The sequence below is a fragment of the Lacticaseibacillus sp. YLM2-1 genome (assembly GCF_056583465.1).
In genome coordinates, this window is record NZ_CM152617.1 from 2,319,867 (window position 1) to 2,336,545 (window position 16,679).

Genomic DNA, 16,679 nt, shown 5'->3' on the forward strand with positions numbered 1-16,679 from the left:
TCCCCTTGTACAAGATCAATATTGAATGGCTGAAATTGCTGGACCTTGATCCCGAAAGTTTGTTGGCTACTAATGTTTGATTGCAAAAAAAGACCCAGTAACTTCTCTTGTTCTGCTCATCCTGGCAGGACAAAATTGAAGTCCACTGTGCCTTTTTTAATGTCATCAAATTTGAGAAGGCTGGGTCATCCCCATAACTACTCTTTCGGCTTCGGCCGCCGCTCCAAATGCCGGCGCATTTTGTCTAGCAAGAATAGCTGGTCGTTATTCCACGGACTGTTGCGGCGGGCGAGATGGGCGGCGTAATTTGCTGTGTCGTGGTTGAATTCTCGATCAGAGCGCTGGACTTCTTTGAGAAAATCGCGCGAGCTGATCCGCAAGGCGCCGCGGGAGAAGACGGTCCATTGTTCAGCTTGGTCGCTAGTAACGACGACAAGCTGAACCAGCGGCGAGTTCATGTCCTGTGCGAGGCGTTCAATGTAACTATCAGCGGTTTCATCTTCTTTGGTGAAGACGACTTGCAGATCCCATTTTGCATAACTTTTACCAATACCGGGCACATACATCGCATCGAAGACCACAATCATTTTAGCGTTTTCGTGGCTGCGATATTCTGCCAGAATGTCCAACAAGCGATCACGGGCCACATCAAAATGATCCTCAGCTTTGAGTTTTGCAAGTTCCGGCCAGTTGCCGATGACGTTATATCCGTCGACGATCATGATGTGTTCGCGCATTTATTTTTCCTCATGCCGACTGGCGAATGCCTGATACATCAGGATGCCCGCGGCCACACTTGCATTTAGACTTTGAACGTGGCCGACCATCGGAATCGCAATCGTCGCATCCATTAACTTCGCAACGCCAGGCGAGATGCCCTTGCCTTCATTGCCGATCACCAACGCAGTACTGCCTTTTGCATCCCATTTTCGATAATCCTGACCGTCCATGGCAGTGCCAAAGACCCACATGCCGCGTTCTTTCAGCGTCTTAATGGTCTGGGCGAGATTCGTCACCCGCGCCACCGGGACATACTCAATCGCCCCTGTGCTGACTTTGGCAACGGCACTTGTCAGGCCCACAGCGCGATGCTTCGGAATGATCACCCCGTGCACCCCGCTTGCATCTGCTGTCCGTAAAATGGAGCCCAAGTTGTGTGGATCTTCCAAGTTATCCAGCAACAGGAAAAATGGATCTTCGCCTTTATCAGCGGCATTTTTGAAAAGATCATCTAAGGTTGCATAGGCGTAAGGCGTCATTGCCAATAAGACCCCTTGGTGATTGCCTTGGTCACTCATCAAATCTAATTTTTGCTTAGGTGCCGTGCTCACTAAAATTTTCTTCTTTTGCGCCATGCCGACCAAATGCTGAATCGGTTCACTTTTCAGGTCGGTTTGGACGAACAATTTGTTGATGGTGGCAGCGGTGCCAGCTTTCAGCGCCGCCTCAACGGCATGGCGGCCAAAGATAAACTCATCTGGATCATGTTCAGTTGTTGCTTGCGGCTTTTTTGCCATGTCCCGTCTTCCCTTCTTCAACGTATTGGATACACCATGCTGCTAATTCAGCAACACGGTCATCGCGGCCGATCAAATGTAAGTAGCCGAACAGTGCCTCGAATCCTGTTGAAACTCGATAAGTCACCACATCGGTATTTTTCGCGTGCGTGTAGCTTTTGGCATTGCGCCCGTGCTTGAAAATGTCGGTTTCGTCGCTATCCAGCAGGTTGGCTTCCTCCATCCCAGCAATCAGCGCCGCTTGTGCCTTTGCGGACACAAAATCCTTGGCTGCCCGTTGCAGTGATGCCGGTCGAACTAAACCGCGCTTGAGTAAGTGTTCCCGAATATAAACTTCATAAACCGCGTCGCCCATGTAGGCTAGCGCGATACCGTTCAATTGTTTTGGATCAAATGTCATTGTCTGCGCCACCGTGTTCCTTGAGGAGTGTCTTCCAAAATAATGCCTTGTGCGGCCAACTGATCACGAATTTGGTCGCTCTTAGCAAAGTCTTTCGCTGCCCGTGCCGCATCTCGAGCCTTCACCAAGGCATCAATGTCTGCATCCAGGCTCTTCTGATCAGCAAACACCACACCGAAGATTTGCAGCCAAGCATCGTATTCATTCAAAAGGTCATTGATACTTTCACTTTTGACCGTCTCTTCATTAGCATATTCATTAAGCAACTTTGCCAGATCGAATAAAACGGTGAGGCCATTTTGGACGTTGATATCATCATCCATGGCAGTCACGAAGCGATCCTTCAAGGTTTGCAGTTGCTTGGTAATTTGTGGATCAACGCCGGTTTCGGCCCCGCGACGACGATAGGTCAAATTCTCACGAGCAATTTTTAACCGATTGAGACTGTTGGCCGCATTTTTGAGATTAGTTTCAGAATAGCGAATCGGCATCCGATATTGGGTACCCGCCATGAAAAAACGTAGAACTTGCGGATCAACTGTTTTGCGAATATCGTGCACAGTGATGAAGTTGCCAAGCGATTTGCTCATTTTCTCGTCGTCTTCACCAATCGTCACGAAGCCGTTATGCATCCAATACCGAACGAACTGCTTGTCGGTTTTAGCTTCGCTTTGGGCGATTTCATTCTCATGATGCGGAAATTCCAGATCCTGGCCGCCACCGTGAATGTCAAAAGTATCACCTAACAGCTTGGTGCTCATGACTGAGCATTCAATGTGCCATCCTGGCCGTCCTTTGCCCCATGGTGACTCCCAACTGATCTCACCGGGTTTGGCGGCTTTCCACAAAGCAAAATCAATCGGATCTTCTTTTTTAGCTAATTCGTCTTGGGTAATATGTTGACTGGCACCTTCTTCAAGTTCATCCACATTCTGATGAGATAACTCCCCATAATGTTTAAACTTGCGGGCCCGGTAATAAACATCGCCGTCAACAGCATAAGCGTATTCTTTGTCGATCAAATCCTGCACAAATTCAATAATATCCGGGATCATTTGACTGGCGCGAGGATGAGCCGTTGCCGGTTCGATCCCCAGCGCCGTCGTGTCTTCCATGAACGCATCAATAAACCGTTGCGCCAAGTCCAGCGGAGCTTCACCGGTTTTATGAGCAGCATTGATAATCTTGTCATCAACATCGGTGAAGTTCGAAACATAGGTCACTTTATATCCGCGATATTCAAAATACCGGCGGATGGTATCAAACGCGATAGCACTGCGCGCGTTACCGATGTGGATGTAATTGTAAACAGTCGGGCCGCAGACATACATCCGGATTTCTCCCGGGTGCAATGGCGTGAATGTCTCTTTTTTCCGGGACATTGTATTGTATAACGTTAACATCGGCTCATTTCCTTCCTGTAGCGTCTTAACTGCATTTTACAGGAAACGACCGTGATTATAAAGGAACGGGGCGGGCGATTGCAACATTCTGTGCCGTGCCAAACGCCGCAATCTCCGCCTTGGCACTACGACCTTAATGCTTAGCAGACTATCTATCAAAAAATAAAAAGGAATGATTTTCCTAAATACGGCAATCATTCCTTTTGGAGCTGCGCATGACGTTCCTGTTTTTCAGCAGCCTTAATCAATTTTCCGCTTCGGATTCAGAATCCCCAACGGATCAAACAATCCTTTAATTTGATGCTGAATCTCATCAACATCAAAGCCTAATTCTTCATTGTTCCATTGGTTCTTGCTCATTCCCAACGCATGTTCACCGGAAATGGTGCCGCCGAGTGCCAATGCTTTGCGGAACATCAGACGAATGGCTTGGAGCGCTTCTTTGGGCGGTTCTTCCTCATCAGCCGGCCAGATGACGGTTGGATGCACATTACCATCGCCCGCATGACCTGCCGTGTAAATTTCGACATTTAAGTCCTGTGCGACTGACGCAATATAGTCCATCATTTCGGGCAGTTTAGACAACGGCACCGCCATGTCTTCCATAATATGTTGGCCGTTAGCGAAAACCGCCGGCAACATGTCCTGGCGTAACTTGATAATCGCCGCTGCTTCTTTGGGATCACTGGTGACCTTGATGTTTTTGGCATGATCGTCATTTAAAATCTGCTCCGCCATTTTCAGACTAGCTTCACCGCCAGCATCTAACCGGAACAGGAGCATTGCCTCGGCGCCTTCAGCATAGTGGGTGCCTTCATAACGATCCAACGCAGCAACTGTCAGGCCATCAAGTGCTTCAAGCATGACCGGATAGATACCGGAAAGTCGCAAATCCTCCACCCCTTTAGCCAATGCTGTCATGTTGTCAAAATAGGCAATTCCCACAACCGGCGTGCCAATTGGAATCGGGTTCAGTTTGACAGTGACTTCAGTGATGATGCCCAATGTGCCTTCCGAGCCGACGAATAAGTGCGTCAAATCGTAACTAAACGCATGCTTGTAAGTTCGGCCGCCAAGTTTGATTTCACGGCCGTCTGCCAAAACAACTTTAAGGCCAAGTACATTGTCGGTTGTCGCCCCATACTTCACGGTACTCATCCCACCAGCATTGGTTGCCGCATTGCCACCAATGCTTGAAATTGGCTTAGATCCAGGATCAGGTGCGTAAAAAAGACCTTGCGCACGTGCTGCCTTATCCAGGTCCCCGTTGATCACACCAGGCTCAACCACTGCCAACAGATCGCCTTTGCTAATCTCTTTAATCCGATTCATTCGCGCTGTCGACAAAATAAGACTGCCGTTTATGCCGTCAGAACCGATCACGGTGCTCGTATCTGCGCTTTGGGGAACCACTTGCATATGATATTGACGCGCGATTTTTAACACACCTTGAATATCTGCAACATCTCTGACTGCAACATATGCCAGAATTTTCCCGGCGATCTCACGCTGGGCATTGCCATTGGCGCTATGTTCGCGCGCGATTTTATCATCAATGTGGATTTCGGCATGCGGGGCCGCGTCTTGCAAGGCTGCCAGAATTTCCGAGTTATCATAAGCTGTAAAAATTGCCATCACAAAAACCTCCTCAACACCTCTAAAGGCAGGTGGCAGCGTTGGCCATTCGCCTCTGAAGCGTCGACTTTATTATGGACTATTTTGGTAAAGATGGCTTAGTAAGACGCTCGGTGGTGTGCCTATTAAGACGCCGATTGACCCTGCGATGAGATTGACTGTCTTGCCTTTGTCTCACCAGCAATGGTTTCCTTGGGATGAACGGTAATAACAGCCTCTCCTAGCCAAGTCGTTTCTGGTGCCATGGCTGCCAAGCGATAAGGTTGACGTGGTTGGCCGCTGCCTGTTATTGGCGTTGGTGTGGCAACACAAATCGTCAAGACATCTGTGTCCACACCAGCGTCTGCTAGATGGCGAAAGCGGACCAAATTAATGGTCTGTTCTTGTGGCACCACTAGTGGTTCGCAGTTGCCGCGATAATCGAGTCGAACGACATGCCGGCCATGTGTGTCAAAACCAGATAAAACGGCCACCTCTGGACGACCAAGTACTTGAGTTCGCGGATCAAAACCGTCAAAGCTGGCGAAACGCGGCAATATGTAATAGAAGATCGGTGACGCCAGGGCCACAGGTTCCTTGCTTAGTAAATGCAGGCCGACTTTCCCGCCAAAACAGCCGGCTGCTGCTGATCCCGGCAAATATTGCAAGGCAAAAGTTGGTTTTGCGGTCAATGTGTCTAACGGTTCCTTGTCGTTATTGCGATTGTCACGCATCAGTGGTCACTCCTGTCAAAATTATGCTTGATATAATTAAAATGATACTCGCTTGATCCATAAAAACGCACGTTATAAGATTTACCGAATTTTTGCTGACGATTCAATCCGAGCCATTGGGCCAGATTCTCCAAGTAAGCCTGAAAAAGCGCGACTGTGTTGCGGTTATCAAAAAACAGGTGTTTGTTCACTGACCATCGTCGGTCCTGAACAAACACCTGCAGTTGTGAAAAATCACAACATGAACTCAACATTAGGAAGACAACGACGAAAACCAGAAAAACATGCGCTGTCCATTAATCATGCCGGGGATTGGCTTATCAGGTCAATGAAAAAGCCAGGCATAAATGATATGAAAAATCGCTGCCGTCACCAGTCCTGTCATCATACCCAGAACAAAATATAAAAGTAAGTGCTGCCGCTTACCTTTCATTTTTCATTCCTACCCTTCCTACGTTGCAAGGAGCTATTCTCCCTGTCATTTAGGGTAACCGATGTCGACAAGTTCTGGGGAAAATAAATATAAACGTTAGGAAATCACCGATTAACGTCGTCCTTTAGGCACACTCACTCATTTATTAACAACAAGCGTTGCCCTTCGCGTTCCACCAAAACCTATTGTTTGCATGCAAAAACCCGCACATCTGCGCGGGCTTCTTGCATCAATTAAAGTTGGCCGGTGACAAGATCAACGTTTTTAAGGACTTGATCGCGACCCATCAGTTCAATGGTTTCAGCAAGTTGCGGACCATGCATCCGCAATGTTGCAGCGATTCGAATTGGCATGTAAAGCTTGCGGCCCTTGACCTTGGTTTCCTGCTTGACTTCATTGACAATACCGCCAATGGAATAAGCGTCAAACGTGTCGAGTGCCCGAATCTTTTTGGCGAAGGCTTCGATGACTGGCTTAGCATTGTCATCTGCCAGTTCTTTGCGTTCGTCATCTGTTAGGTCAGTGGCTTTGTCGAAGAAAATATCGGCAAGCTTGCTGATCTGAGCGGTGTAACTCATTTGATCGGTGTAAAGACTAATAAGCTGGCGCGCCCACTCGATGGTCTTCGGATCTGGATCACTATGAATTTTGCCATCTTCAATCAAGTTAGCTAAGGACAAACTCATCAATTCATTCGGGTTCGTCTTTTGCTTGGCCTTGATGTATTGGTTGTTCACCCATTCCAATTTCTTCTGGTCAAAACGGGCTGGGCTCTTAGATAGCCGCTTTGGATCGAATTGCTTGATGAATTCCTTTTTGGTGAAAATTTCATCTTCACCAACTGGGGACCAGCCAAGGAGCGTAATGAAGTTGAACATCGCGTCTGGCAAGTAGCCGAGTTCACGATATTGTTCAATGAACTGTAACACGGTTTCATCACGCTTCGACAACTTCTTACCGGTGGCGCCGTTGATGATCAAGGTCATATGGCCAAAAATTGGTGGTTCCCAGCCAAATGCATCGTAAATGGCCAATTGCTTCGGTGTGTTGGCAATATGATCATCCCCACGCAGCACGTGGCTGATTTGCATCATATGATCGTCTACTACCACCGCAAAATTGTACGTTGGCATGCCATCACGCTTCTGAATGACAAAATCGCCGCCCAGTGTGTTGGCATCAATCGAGATTTTCCCCTTAACGATGTCGTCCCACTCGTAGGTCTTGTCCATTGGAATGTGGAACCGAATCACAGGCTCCAAGCCCTTCGCTTTGGCCGCGGCAATCGCGTCAGCTTTTTCAGCGTCCGTCATGCCCTCATATTCATATTCGTAATGCGGCATCTCGTGACGAGCCTTTTGGGCTTCACGATCGGCTTTCAGTTCCTCTTCGGTCCGATAAGACTCGTAGGCAAAGCCTTTATCAACAAGTTGCTTGATCAGCTTGTCATAGATGTCCTTACGTTCAGACTGCCGGTATGGGCCAAAGTCGCCGCCTTTGTCGGGGCCTTCATCCCAGTCAATCCCGAGCCAGTGAAGGTTCTCCATCTGACTCTTTTCGCCGTCTGCAACATTCCGCTTTGTATCGGTGTCTTCGATCCGCAGCACCAACGTTCCGTTGTTGTGCCGTGCGAACAAATAATTGAACAACGCCGTCCGCGCATTGCCGATATGCAAATGCCCGGTCGGACTTGGTGCATAACGCACCCGAATTGGTCGATCTGCCAATGTCTTAGCCTCCATTTTTCTGTAAACATGCACTGATAGTGTACCACAGAAGGGACGTTCATTGGGCTGATGTGGGAGATTGAATCTATGTCAGTTGGCTTCTGATCGTTCTACTAAACGACGCAACCTTTGCAATCTATCATTGCCTTAATCAAACGGGAATCTCATGCCCCATGCATTTCGCACACTGTCCATGATATGGCTGACATCGTGAGATAGTAGCAACTGACCGTCATCGTGACCTTCATCAATGTAGCGCTGAAAATCACGGACTTCATAAACTAAGGCATCGGCCTGATCGCCTGCGCTTAATACCTCGCTGGTCGTGGTATGGGCATCAGGGGTGTAGGTTACTTTGGCGGTTGTGGCACGCGGATAGTCATCAATTTCAACGTAGCCTTTTGTGCCTGAGATCACGCCGCGTTTTGGCTGCTTAGCGCGTAATGACAGTGCCATGACGGCCAACTGCTGATCAGTATTTTTTAAAATGATCCCTGATTGTTCATCAACACCGGTTTCAAAGTACTTGACGGTGGTGAGCGTTACATTCGGCTGAGCATCTAAGAACGTACGAGCAAAGGCAGTTGCGTATCCGCCGATATCAAGCAACGCGCCGCCAGCCAGATCCTTATTGAAGAAACGATTCTTTGGATCAAAGTCTTTCAAGCTACCGAAGTTAACTTGAACAAGATGAATGTCACCTAACTTGCCACTTGCAATCAGCTGCTTGACTTGTTGATAAACCGGCATATGGTACAAGGTTAACCCTTCAGATAAAATCAGGCCCTTGTGCTTGGCCAACTGCTGGACATCATCAAATTGCTTAGCATTGACCGTAATCGCTTTTTCGGCAAGAACGTGTTTGCCGGCATTCAAAGCTTTTTTGATGTATGGGTAATGATAGGTATGCGGCGTTGCAATATAAATCACATCAACGTTTGGGTCGGCAATCAAGGCATCTGGATCTGTATATGTTTTGGCAATATGTTTTTCAAGAGCGAACTTCTTAAGCATGTCGGCATTGACATCAGCGACGGCGTAGATGCTACCGTTTTCCCGGTTTAAAGCGTCGGCCATTTCATGTGCGATCCAACCAGTTCCGATCATACCCCAGTTATAGTTTGTCATATGACTCATCCTTTCTTTTAAACGCATTCTTCAGCCCAGAAGCCTGCGTGTAAGAACCTTGGTCGCAATAGTCAGAGTCCGACCATCACGCCTAAGGCCGCTTACACTCCGGTTTCTAACCGGGCTGGTTCACGCTCTGCTTAATTTCATGTACCTGACCATCTGGTGTTTCTATTAAGAGTAATGTCGCTAAGTGAGCAAAGTATGACGTCGCAACAACTCCCGGTAATGAGGCTAGCAAATGATCAACTTTTGCGATATCCGTCCATTCCGCCATCGTACAATCAATTAATTCATTGCCGTCGCGCGTTCGCGTGTAGCCCATGTAAGTGGTAGCCATTCGTCGTTTTGCCTGCAAGCCTAGCAGCTTGGCAGATGCCATCACCTGTTCACTTGCCGCGCTAACAACTTCCAATGTCAGCGGTACCGCGGCATTCAGTTGAGCGTTGACATTTTTCTGAGCAGTGAGAATCACATAAGCATGGCTCGCCTGCGCGTGCAACTTTTCATAAAAATGAATGCCGCCATTACTTTTAAGTAAATTCAAGTCCTTATCGGCACTGTCACAGCCATCAAAGGCAATATCACTAGCTATCTGTGTTGTTGTTGGTAACCCCAGTGTCTGACAATAAGCCAGCGTTACTTCAGAGGGACTGCAAATCTGAATACCCGGCAATGCCCGCGCGACAATGCCATCAGCAAGAGCCTGCATGTGCCGACCACCGCCAAGACTCACTACCTGATGCGGCTGAATAAGTGCTAGAGCAGCGGCGATTTGTTCTGTCATGAAAGTTGCTTCCTCTCTTTTGTTTTTGATGAAATTATATTTCGCGTATAATGTAAGACTGAAATTTAGTTTTGTCAACAGCTAGTTGTGAGGATTGTCTTTTGAAATTAATCGCGTAGAATAAAGGCCGGAGAGTTTCATAAAACAGATTATTCAGAAATTTAATTGAAGAGGAGCTGTGTTATGAGTATTATTGACCGTCTTTATAGCATGCTGCCAACACTGACCGCGACTGACCGTAAGATTGCGCAGGTTGTTCTGACGAATCCCGGTGCTGTCGTGAATACCACCATCGCCGCCCTCGCAAAAGAAAGTAACGTTAGCGAAGCCTCAATTTCTCGTTTTTGCCGGACAATTGGTGTTGAAGGCTTTCATCAACTCAAGATTGAGCTTGCTAAGGTTGCTGAAAACCGTAGTGCGTATTATCAGGAAATTAACGCCGACAATCTTCAGCAAGCCTTAAGCAATATCAGTGCCAACAAAGTCGCCGAAATCGAAGGCACACTAAAAAACGCCAGCTCACATGATATTCGAAAAATTTTGGATTTGTTAAAACAAGCTAGTGTAATTTTAGTAGCCGCTGCTGGCGACACGCAGCCGGTTGCCGATGACGCCGTCTATAAATTCAATCAACTCGGTCTACTAGCCATCACAGACAGTTCTTGGGAAACGGCGCTCGCCCAAACCATGAATGCACCTGCAGATGCTTTGTTGCTGGTTATCTCAAATTCTGGCGAAACGCGGAATCTCATCACCCAAATCAAAACCGCTCAACAACGTGGTATTGCTGTGGTCGCGATTACCAATCGCAAGGATTCACCTATTGGCTTGGCCGCCGATTATCAGCTTTTGACCGCGGTTCGGCAGCAAATTTTCGAGTCCGAATATTTCTTCTCACGCGTAGCGGCCATGACGGCGGTGGAAGCCTTATTCTTGTTGCTTCTAGCTGAGGATAAAACTTTCATGGCACATATTAAGGCTCATGAAGCATTGATTGCGGAGACTAAGATTTAAGTGTTCGTCTTAGGCCGACTCTTATCATTTAAAAATGCCATTTCTTCTAAAAAAGAGGGATGATTTTTCCGTAACACAGAAAAATCATCCCTCTTTATTTGCAAGTATCAATTATGTTTCAACCTTAACTAGGAAAAGTCAGCAACTATGCCGTCTTCGCCGTTCTCGTCATCACCTGACGATTTTGACGCCAGAACCAATACGTAAAGGCCAAGACTAAAATTGTCTGAACAACTAGTAGGACTTCTTCAACCGCACCGTTCAGCACACCAACCTGCGTCAGTGCCGCCGGAAAGTCGATAAAGGCATGTAAGCCGATTGGCAACAATAGCCAGAACCAGCGCATGCGTTTCATAATGATGATCCACACAACCACGGATAATGCGATCTGAACCGCCAAGGCGAGTAGTCGTTCCATCAAGGATAACGAAATCGTCCAGCCCGTAGTTGCCATCAATTGTTTCACTTGCGTATTGAGCACCGAACGCGAGCTAGCGGGTACCTTTTCAAGCATTTCGTTTACTTTGCCGCCATTAATTAGCATTGCAAACATAAAGTTACTGAACATGGTCAGGCTGCCAATCAGAATCATTTCAAGCCCGCCATGACCTAATCCGTATAGGAATGGTGTTTCGGGTGTCACTGACTTGGTTGGTATGCGTTTATTAATAAACTTAAGTCCTAGATAACGGCCAACCTCTTCAAAAACACCAGCTAACAGCGCGCCATACAACGCATATAGAAACGGCACATGTTGGAAATCTTTAGCGATGCCGCGGAAGGGTCCTTCCAATACACCAGCGAATAGGAAAAAAACGCCCATGCCAATAAAGAAAACCTTAACAGCACCTTTTTTGGGCTTGCTGTAACGCAGAATCACCCAGATTAACAAAATAATCGGTAAGGCAAAACAAAGTAGCATCTCAACGCCCATCATGTTAACCGTGAGTTGGCTGACAGGGCTGTTATTCACAACTTTATCCATTCTGAACACCCCTCAATCAAGTATAAAAGAAATGATGACAATACCCGCGACGATCAATAGAAAACCGACAAGGATCACCCAACTCATCGTTTTGGCCATATTGAGCGTGAACCCAATCCCCAACCGTTTTTCAACAAAGAGCGCCGGATCAGTTGGATTATAGTAAAACATCCCCCAGACCCAATGCTGATTATCATTCAACACAGATCCTTTGGCCGCAAGTCGGCGAGTCCCCAGAATATACACCAACGGCAAGAAGCTGACGGAGAGCAGTGTCAGGGTTAGTGTGATGATCACAAACCACCATTGACCTTCAGCTGACATATTCGGCAGCATGAGTTGGAGAACCAGTAAGCTTTGACTCAGAAAACCCGTGAACAGCAGATAATACAAAACGGAATTGCGCACCTTACCAGCTCGCGGTTCAGCATCCGGATTGCCGCGAACTGCCCCGCGCGCTCTGCGGGAAAGATAAAAAGCACCCAGCACAGTTAGCGTTTCAACCGCCAGCGCCAAAATCATGACCCATGAATCTGCTGATGTTTGCTGAAAACCAAGTACAAGGGCTAAAAAGAACTGCGGCACCAAGACGAGCCCATAGGCTGCCGGAACCAGCGTTTGGGGCTTGAGTTTATTCAGGTCAACAGTCACCTTGCTTTGGGTAAGCTCCTGCTGATTCCCCATCTCTTTAAGGAGTTGCAAACTTTTCCGATGTGCCGCCACAATCAAGGCATAATTCAGACAGATCGAAAGCAAAAAGGCAGCAATTTGAATCCAAGCAAGCGCAGTCGCCGCAAAGTGCATGGTGGCCGCAATCCCAATGCCAATCACTGAAAGGATTGCCGCCCCTGTTAATGAAAAGGCGAGATAACAACGGCGTAATTTTTTAGCTGCTGGCGTTGTCCAAATGCTGTTACGGGCATATACAACGCCGAATAAAACATTTCGCCGCGACAGCCATGGTGTGACAGCCTGAATCGCAACCAATATCAACCACGTAACAACTAAAATCACCATTTCTGCTTGCATGTTTAATCACTCCTTCAGATCATCATAAAGTTCATCAATCATGGTGTGCAGTGCATCCCGATCTAAATGCCGGGCCACTGCCTCCGCGACAACCTTTTCTAAGGCAGGTCGCAGCACCTCTGCCACTGCTTGATTCGGGGAGCCATGCGCGTGAACAACGACGCCACGGCCTCGCTGGATCTCAACAAAGCCTTCCCTTTGTAGTTCCTTATAGGCTTTATTCACCGTATGCAGGTTAACCCCAAGTTCATTGCCCAGCGCCCGGATAGACGGCAAAATAGTGCCATTCGTCAAGTCCCCAGTGGCAATGCCATTCACGATAGCATCGCGAATCTGCGTATACAGCGGAATCTTAGAATCGAAATCGATTGTCAGTTGCACGTCTTCACCTTCTAACTGTTCTAGTTGTTATAGTTAGTATATAACACCGAACGCTCACTTAGTCAACAATTCACAACTCAAAAGGCGATAAGAGCACAAAAAAAGTCCCACGCAAGAAATGTCATCGTGAGACTCTTTACAAACTCTTTTTTACAGATCAATAACTACTTTTCCCGACGACGCAGTCCAAATGATCCAAAACTGATCAAGGCAAGCAGCAAAGCCACCCCGATCGCAATTAAGCTGGTCCGTTGGTTATCACCGGTATTCGGCAAGTAACGGCTTATTTGCTTGGTTGGGATAATAACTTCGATTGGCGCGGTGTCATTATCGGATAGCGGTGCCGATTCTGTCGGCGTATCCGACATACTTGGCAAAACTTGAGTTGACGGTGTTGTTGGTGTTGATGGCGTGACTGGCGTTGATGGGGTCACAGGTGTCGCTTGCTTTGCGTAAACGAACGTCACGGTTAGACTGCCTGTTGCAAAAGCACCATTTTCCGCGATGCTGCCAGATGCTAATCGTAAGTAGTGATAATTCGCGATCATCGTTGGTGTAACTGCATACGGATCGCCGACATGACCGGTCAGAATCTTATCAGGCGCAATCTGCTTGCCATTGTCATCGACATATTTCACGTCAACAGTTCCTTGAGCAACTGGATTCTTAGTGTAGATGAAGGTGACGGTTTGCGTACCGTCCGTAAATGAACCATCTTCCGGCGCACTGCCTGTCGCCAAACGAGCAAATTGGTAATTCGTCATATCAATTGGTCTTGCTTCGTAAGGATCACCGGCTTGACCAGTGAGTATTTTATCAGATGCCAACCGTTTGCCGTCTACGTCAACAAATTTCACGTTGACACTGCCACGCGGAATTGGTGTCTTCGTATAAACAAAGGTGACCGTCTGTACGTCATTGGTGAAAGTCCCGTTTGCTGGTGCGCTGTCTGTGGCTAATTGGGGATTTTCATAATAGTCAAAGGCAGGTGCTGTCATCGTATAAGGATCACCGACTTTGCCAGTGATCACCTTATCAGGTGCCAACATATTCCCCTCTATATCAACACACCTAACGACGACGGCATTGCCAGTTATGGGTAAACTACGATTCTGATAAACATCGGTGTCTGGCACAGCGCTCGTTGTGTCATCGCCAGCGTCTGTGACACCCTTAGTCGAATATTGACCGGTTTGATGACCGGCAATGATCTGGGCATTCATGCCAGTTTCTTGCTGTTTCAATACCGTTGCTTGATTAGTCGGCGTTGTTCCAGTCGCGTTGGTGACCACTGAATGAATATGCGATGTCGATGCTACAACTGACTGGATTTGACTACCACCCACACAAATCCCCACACAAATCAACGCTGCCACCCATAGCGTACCCGCTTTATACATCTTATGCTGAGACTTTTCGTTACTAAATGCCTGCAATGATTTTGCCCCCTTCTCATGACCCAAGCCGAGACGCGCTCAACCGAAAAAAACAAAGTAAATATTACATATTGGTGACAAGTATAACACTTGACATTTTTCTATGTAGCTCCAGCACAAAAAGCCTCTTTCAATTGCCATATTGCAATTCAAAAAAAGACTTCATAGAACCAAGTCTAAAAGTCTTTATCAATTAACTAATATTTTGAGTGTTTAAAAACCGTCTACGTGCCACAAAGCAATGTTCTTTAGATTGTTTAAAACCCAAACCTGAAGTCATGACCAGTCCACATCCGCAATCCAAATGCTTCTTTTATTTAGCGTTCATTACGATACTTGAAAACCACTAGACTTAAAGCCAAAAAAGCTGCTGCATAAATTAGATAACCAAGACTAATTTGACTAAGGGGCAGCCGCGTCAACTTCGTTAGTTCAGCGTTCTGCAATTGATTGCCTAAATTCATCATGTTAACCGGATTCCATTTTATCCATTCATGTTGTTTGATCATCATAAACATCAACTGATTAAAAATTGAAACAATGAAGTATGTACTGAGGCCAATGATGATAGCAGGCGTTGAGTTTTCAAACAGCGTTGCGAGCAGACAAACAAAACTCAATATGAATATCAGCGTTAAGAATGAGGAAAGATTGTTCATTAACCATATTTGCCAAACTTGCTGTCCTTTTATGCCCTTTGCGACTAAATCAATCTTGCCATTAAAAACTGTTATTGCGAGACATAAGCTCATTATTAAGCTACTGGCATATAAAACGAGCGTGCATAGCAATAGCGTCACCCACTTGCTTGCCAAGATTTTGCTTGACGAATATCGACGATAAAGTAAGGATTTTAAAGTGCCGTATTGGATTTCTGACGATAACTGCGTACTTGTTAACGCAAGCATATAGAAAACAATCAAAACCGGCGCATAAAAACTGTTGATGAATAATGAACTAGGGTTAGAAGCATTGGGGTGGGTTAATAAGTACACGGCAATTGCAACTTGGAAAAGGGTCAGACCGAACCAGAAAACGAATAATGAAGGCCTTTTGACTAGTTTGTAACTTTCTTGCTTAACTAAGGTGACCAAAAAATGACGCCTCCTTTTTATTTTGTTGATGCCAAAACATCCAGTAGAGATTTTTCTAAGTCTCCTTGCGTTTCTTTTATATCTTTAATGACAATATCTTTGCGCCATAATAGTTTTAACAGGTCATTAATGCTAGAAATGGACGATCGGCTAATTTTTAAACCTTGCTCTTCATTACTAACCACGTAGCCCTGTTCCGCTAACAGTTTCTGAGCCATCTCATCTTGATCAGTCGCTATCCAAAAGTATGTTTGACTTTTCTTCAATAACTCACTCATAGTCGCATCAATAATTAAACGACCTTGATCAATAATAATGACATCATCAGCAACTTTTTGCAGTTCACTCAAAATATGGCTTGAAATGAGAAAGGTGGTCCCCTCATCACGTTTACGGATAATCAACTGACGAAGCGCCATGGTCGCTTTAGGATCCAGCCCATTCATCGGCTCATCTAAAATCACCAGTTCTGGACGATTGACGAATGCAAGTGCGATTTCAAGCTTTTGGCGCATACCCAGCGAATATTTTTTGGTTTTAACATCCGCATATGCTGCAAGATGCAACTCCTCAATCGTTTGGTTGACGCGTTCATGCCGCTGAGGACCATTGGCAAAAAGAAGCAATTGTTCTCGGCCTGTCAGATAAGGATACAAACCTGGATATTCAATAAGTGCGCCCACATGCTCTAAAGCACTATGATTATCCACGGTGATTTTTTGATCATCCAATTGAATATCCCCATCAAACGCCGTGATTCCCAAAATGGTCTTCATGATCGTGGTTTTTCCGGCACCGTTTGCACCAATTAAACCAACAATATGACCGCGTTTTATCTCAAAGGAAATCTGATGTAATACTTGCTTCTTTCCAAAGAACTTATCGAGCTGATTTATTTTCAACATACCTTGCTGTCACTGCCCTTCCAATGCGCTCAGGCATTTTAGACTTTAAAAATGCTCTATTTGGCATCTTTATTATCCTAAATGTAACATGT

Annotated in this window: 17 protein-coding genes; 1 reads left to right on the forward strand and 16 read right to left on the reverse strand. The window is 46.4% G+C overall.

The features are described from left to right. Positions 1 to 197 precede the first annotated feature (197 nt). From AC07KQ_RS11170 to AC07KQ_RS11215, 10 genes are all read right to left on the reverse strand, one after another. A complete protein-coding gene (locus tag AC07KQ_RS11170; protein WP_003576196.1) occupies positions 198 to 737 on the reverse strand; it encodes an NYN domain-containing protein in 540 nt (179 codons plus the stop codon). Beyond that, entirely contained in the window at positions 738 to 1,517 is a 780-nt protein-coding gene (gene rlmB / locus AC07KQ_RS11175) for a 23S rRNA (guanosine(2251)-2'-O)-methyltransferase RlmB (RefSeq protein WP_013246001.1), read from the reverse strand. It lies immediately after the preceding gene. After that, positions 1,489 to 1,917 carry a Mini-ribonuclease 3 gene (locus AC07KQ_RS11180; protein WP_003567219.1) on the reverse strand — a complete coding sequence of 143 codons (429 nt, stop codon included), beginning with the start codon at positions 1,915 to 1,917 and terminating at the stop codon, positions 1,489 to 1,491. The genes rlmB and AC07KQ_RS11180 overlap by 29 nt, the downstream gene beginning before the upstream one ends. Further along, complete coding sequence (gene cysS, locus AC07KQ_RS11185; RefSeq protein WP_003659543.1) at positions 1,914 to 3,320, reverse strand: cysteine--tRNA ligase; 1,407 nt, start codon at positions 3,318 to 3,320, stop codon at positions 1,914 to 1,916. Before cysS ends, AC07KQ_RS11180 begins: the two co-directional genes overlap by 4 nt. 240 nt (positions 3,321 to 3,560) lie before the next feature. Further along, positions 3,561 to 4,955, reverse strand: a complete 1,395-nt coding sequence (locus AC07KQ_RS11190; protein ID WP_013246002.1) for an FAD-binding oxidoreductase — start codon at positions 4,953 to 4,955, stop codon at positions 3,561 to 3,563. A gap of 125 nt (positions 4,956 to 5,080) precedes the next feature. Continuing rightward, entirely contained in the window at positions 5,081 to 5,668 is a 588-nt protein-coding gene (locus tag AC07KQ_RS11195) for a hypothetical protein (protein ID WP_013246003.1), read from the reverse strand. Next, positions 5,668 to 5,859: a hypothetical protein gene (locus AC07KQ_RS11200; RefSeq protein ID WP_003567227.1), complete on the reverse strand. Its 192-nt coding sequence runs from the start codon at positions 5,857 to 5,859 to the stop codon at positions 5,668 to 5,670. Before AC07KQ_RS11200 ends, AC07KQ_RS11195 begins: the two co-directional genes overlap by 1 nt. Positions 5,860 to 6,334: 475 nt before the next feature. Continuing rightward, entirely contained in the window at positions 6,335 to 7,828 is a 1,494-nt protein-coding gene (gltX, locus tag AC07KQ_RS11205) for a glutamate--tRNA ligase (RefSeq protein ID WP_003576207.1), read from the reverse strand. A 147-nt stretch (positions 7,829 to 7,975) separates the two neighbouring features. Further along, a complete protein-coding gene (locus tag AC07KQ_RS11210; protein WP_013246004.1) occupies positions 7,976 to 8,956 on the reverse strand; it encodes a Gfo/Idh/MocA family protein in 981 nt (326 codons plus the stop codon). Positions 8,957 to 9,071: 115 nt separating this feature from the next. After that, positions 9,072 to 9,743: a ribose-5-phosphate isomerase A gene (locus AC07KQ_RS11215; RefSeq protein ID WP_016386662.1), complete on the reverse strand. Its 672-nt coding sequence runs from the start codon at positions 9,741 to 9,743 to the stop codon at positions 9,072 to 9,074. A 183-nt stretch (positions 9,744 to 9,926) separates the two neighbouring features. Here AC07KQ_RS11215 and AC07KQ_RS11220 point away from each other — a divergent pair, with 183 nt between their 5' ends. Further along, positions 9,927 to 10,757, forward strand: coding sequence for a MurR/RpiR family transcriptional regulator (locus AC07KQ_RS11220; RefSeq protein WP_013246006.1), 831 nt, complete (start codon positions 9,927 to 9,929; stop codon positions 10,755 to 10,757). Positions 10,758 to 10,902: 145 nt separating this feature from the next. Here the strand turns inward: AC07KQ_RS11220 and AC07KQ_RS11225 are convergent, their stop codons facing one another. The 6 genes from AC07KQ_RS11225 to AC07KQ_RS11250 form a co-directional block, all read right to left on the reverse strand. Continuing rightward, entirely contained in the window at positions 10,903 to 11,742 is an 840-nt protein-coding gene (locus tag AC07KQ_RS11225; RefSeq protein ID WP_013246007.1) for a YhfC family intramembrane metalloprotease, read from the reverse strand. Between the two features lie 12 nt (positions 11,743 to 11,754). Further along, positions 11,755 to 12,771 carry a DUF5808 domain-containing protein gene (locus tag AC07KQ_RS11230; protein ID WP_274991027.1) on the reverse strand — a complete coding sequence of 339 codons (1,017 nt, stop codon included), beginning with the start codon at positions 12,769 to 12,771 and terminating at the stop codon, positions 11,755 to 11,757. A gap of 6 nt (positions 12,772 to 12,777) precedes the next feature. After that, positions 12,778 to 13,152, reverse strand: coding sequence for a GntR family transcriptional regulator (locus AC07KQ_RS11235; RefSeq protein ID WP_013246009.1), 375 nt, complete (start codon positions 13,150 to 13,152; stop codon positions 12,778 to 12,780). Between the two features lie 164 nt (positions 13,153 to 13,316). After that, complete coding sequence (locus AC07KQ_RS11240) at positions 13,317 to 14,588, reverse strand: MucBP domain-containing protein (protein WP_013246010.1); 1,272 nt, start codon at positions 14,586 to 14,588, stop codon at positions 13,317 to 13,319. 317 nt (positions 14,589 to 14,905) lie between these two features. Further along, a complete protein-coding gene (locus AC07KQ_RS11245) occupies positions 14,906 to 15,682 on the reverse strand; it encodes an ABC transporter permease (RefSeq protein ID WP_003591638.1) in 777 nt (258 codons plus the stop codon). A gap of 17 nt (positions 15,683 to 15,699) precedes the next feature. Next, positions 15,700 to 16,587 (reverse strand): ABC transporter ATP-binding protein, encoded by an 888-nt coding sequence (locus AC07KQ_RS11250; protein ID WP_013246011.1) that lies wholly within the window; start codon positions 16,585 to 16,587, stop codon positions 15,700 to 15,702. Between the last annotated feature and the right edge of the window lie 92 nt (positions 16,588 to 16,679).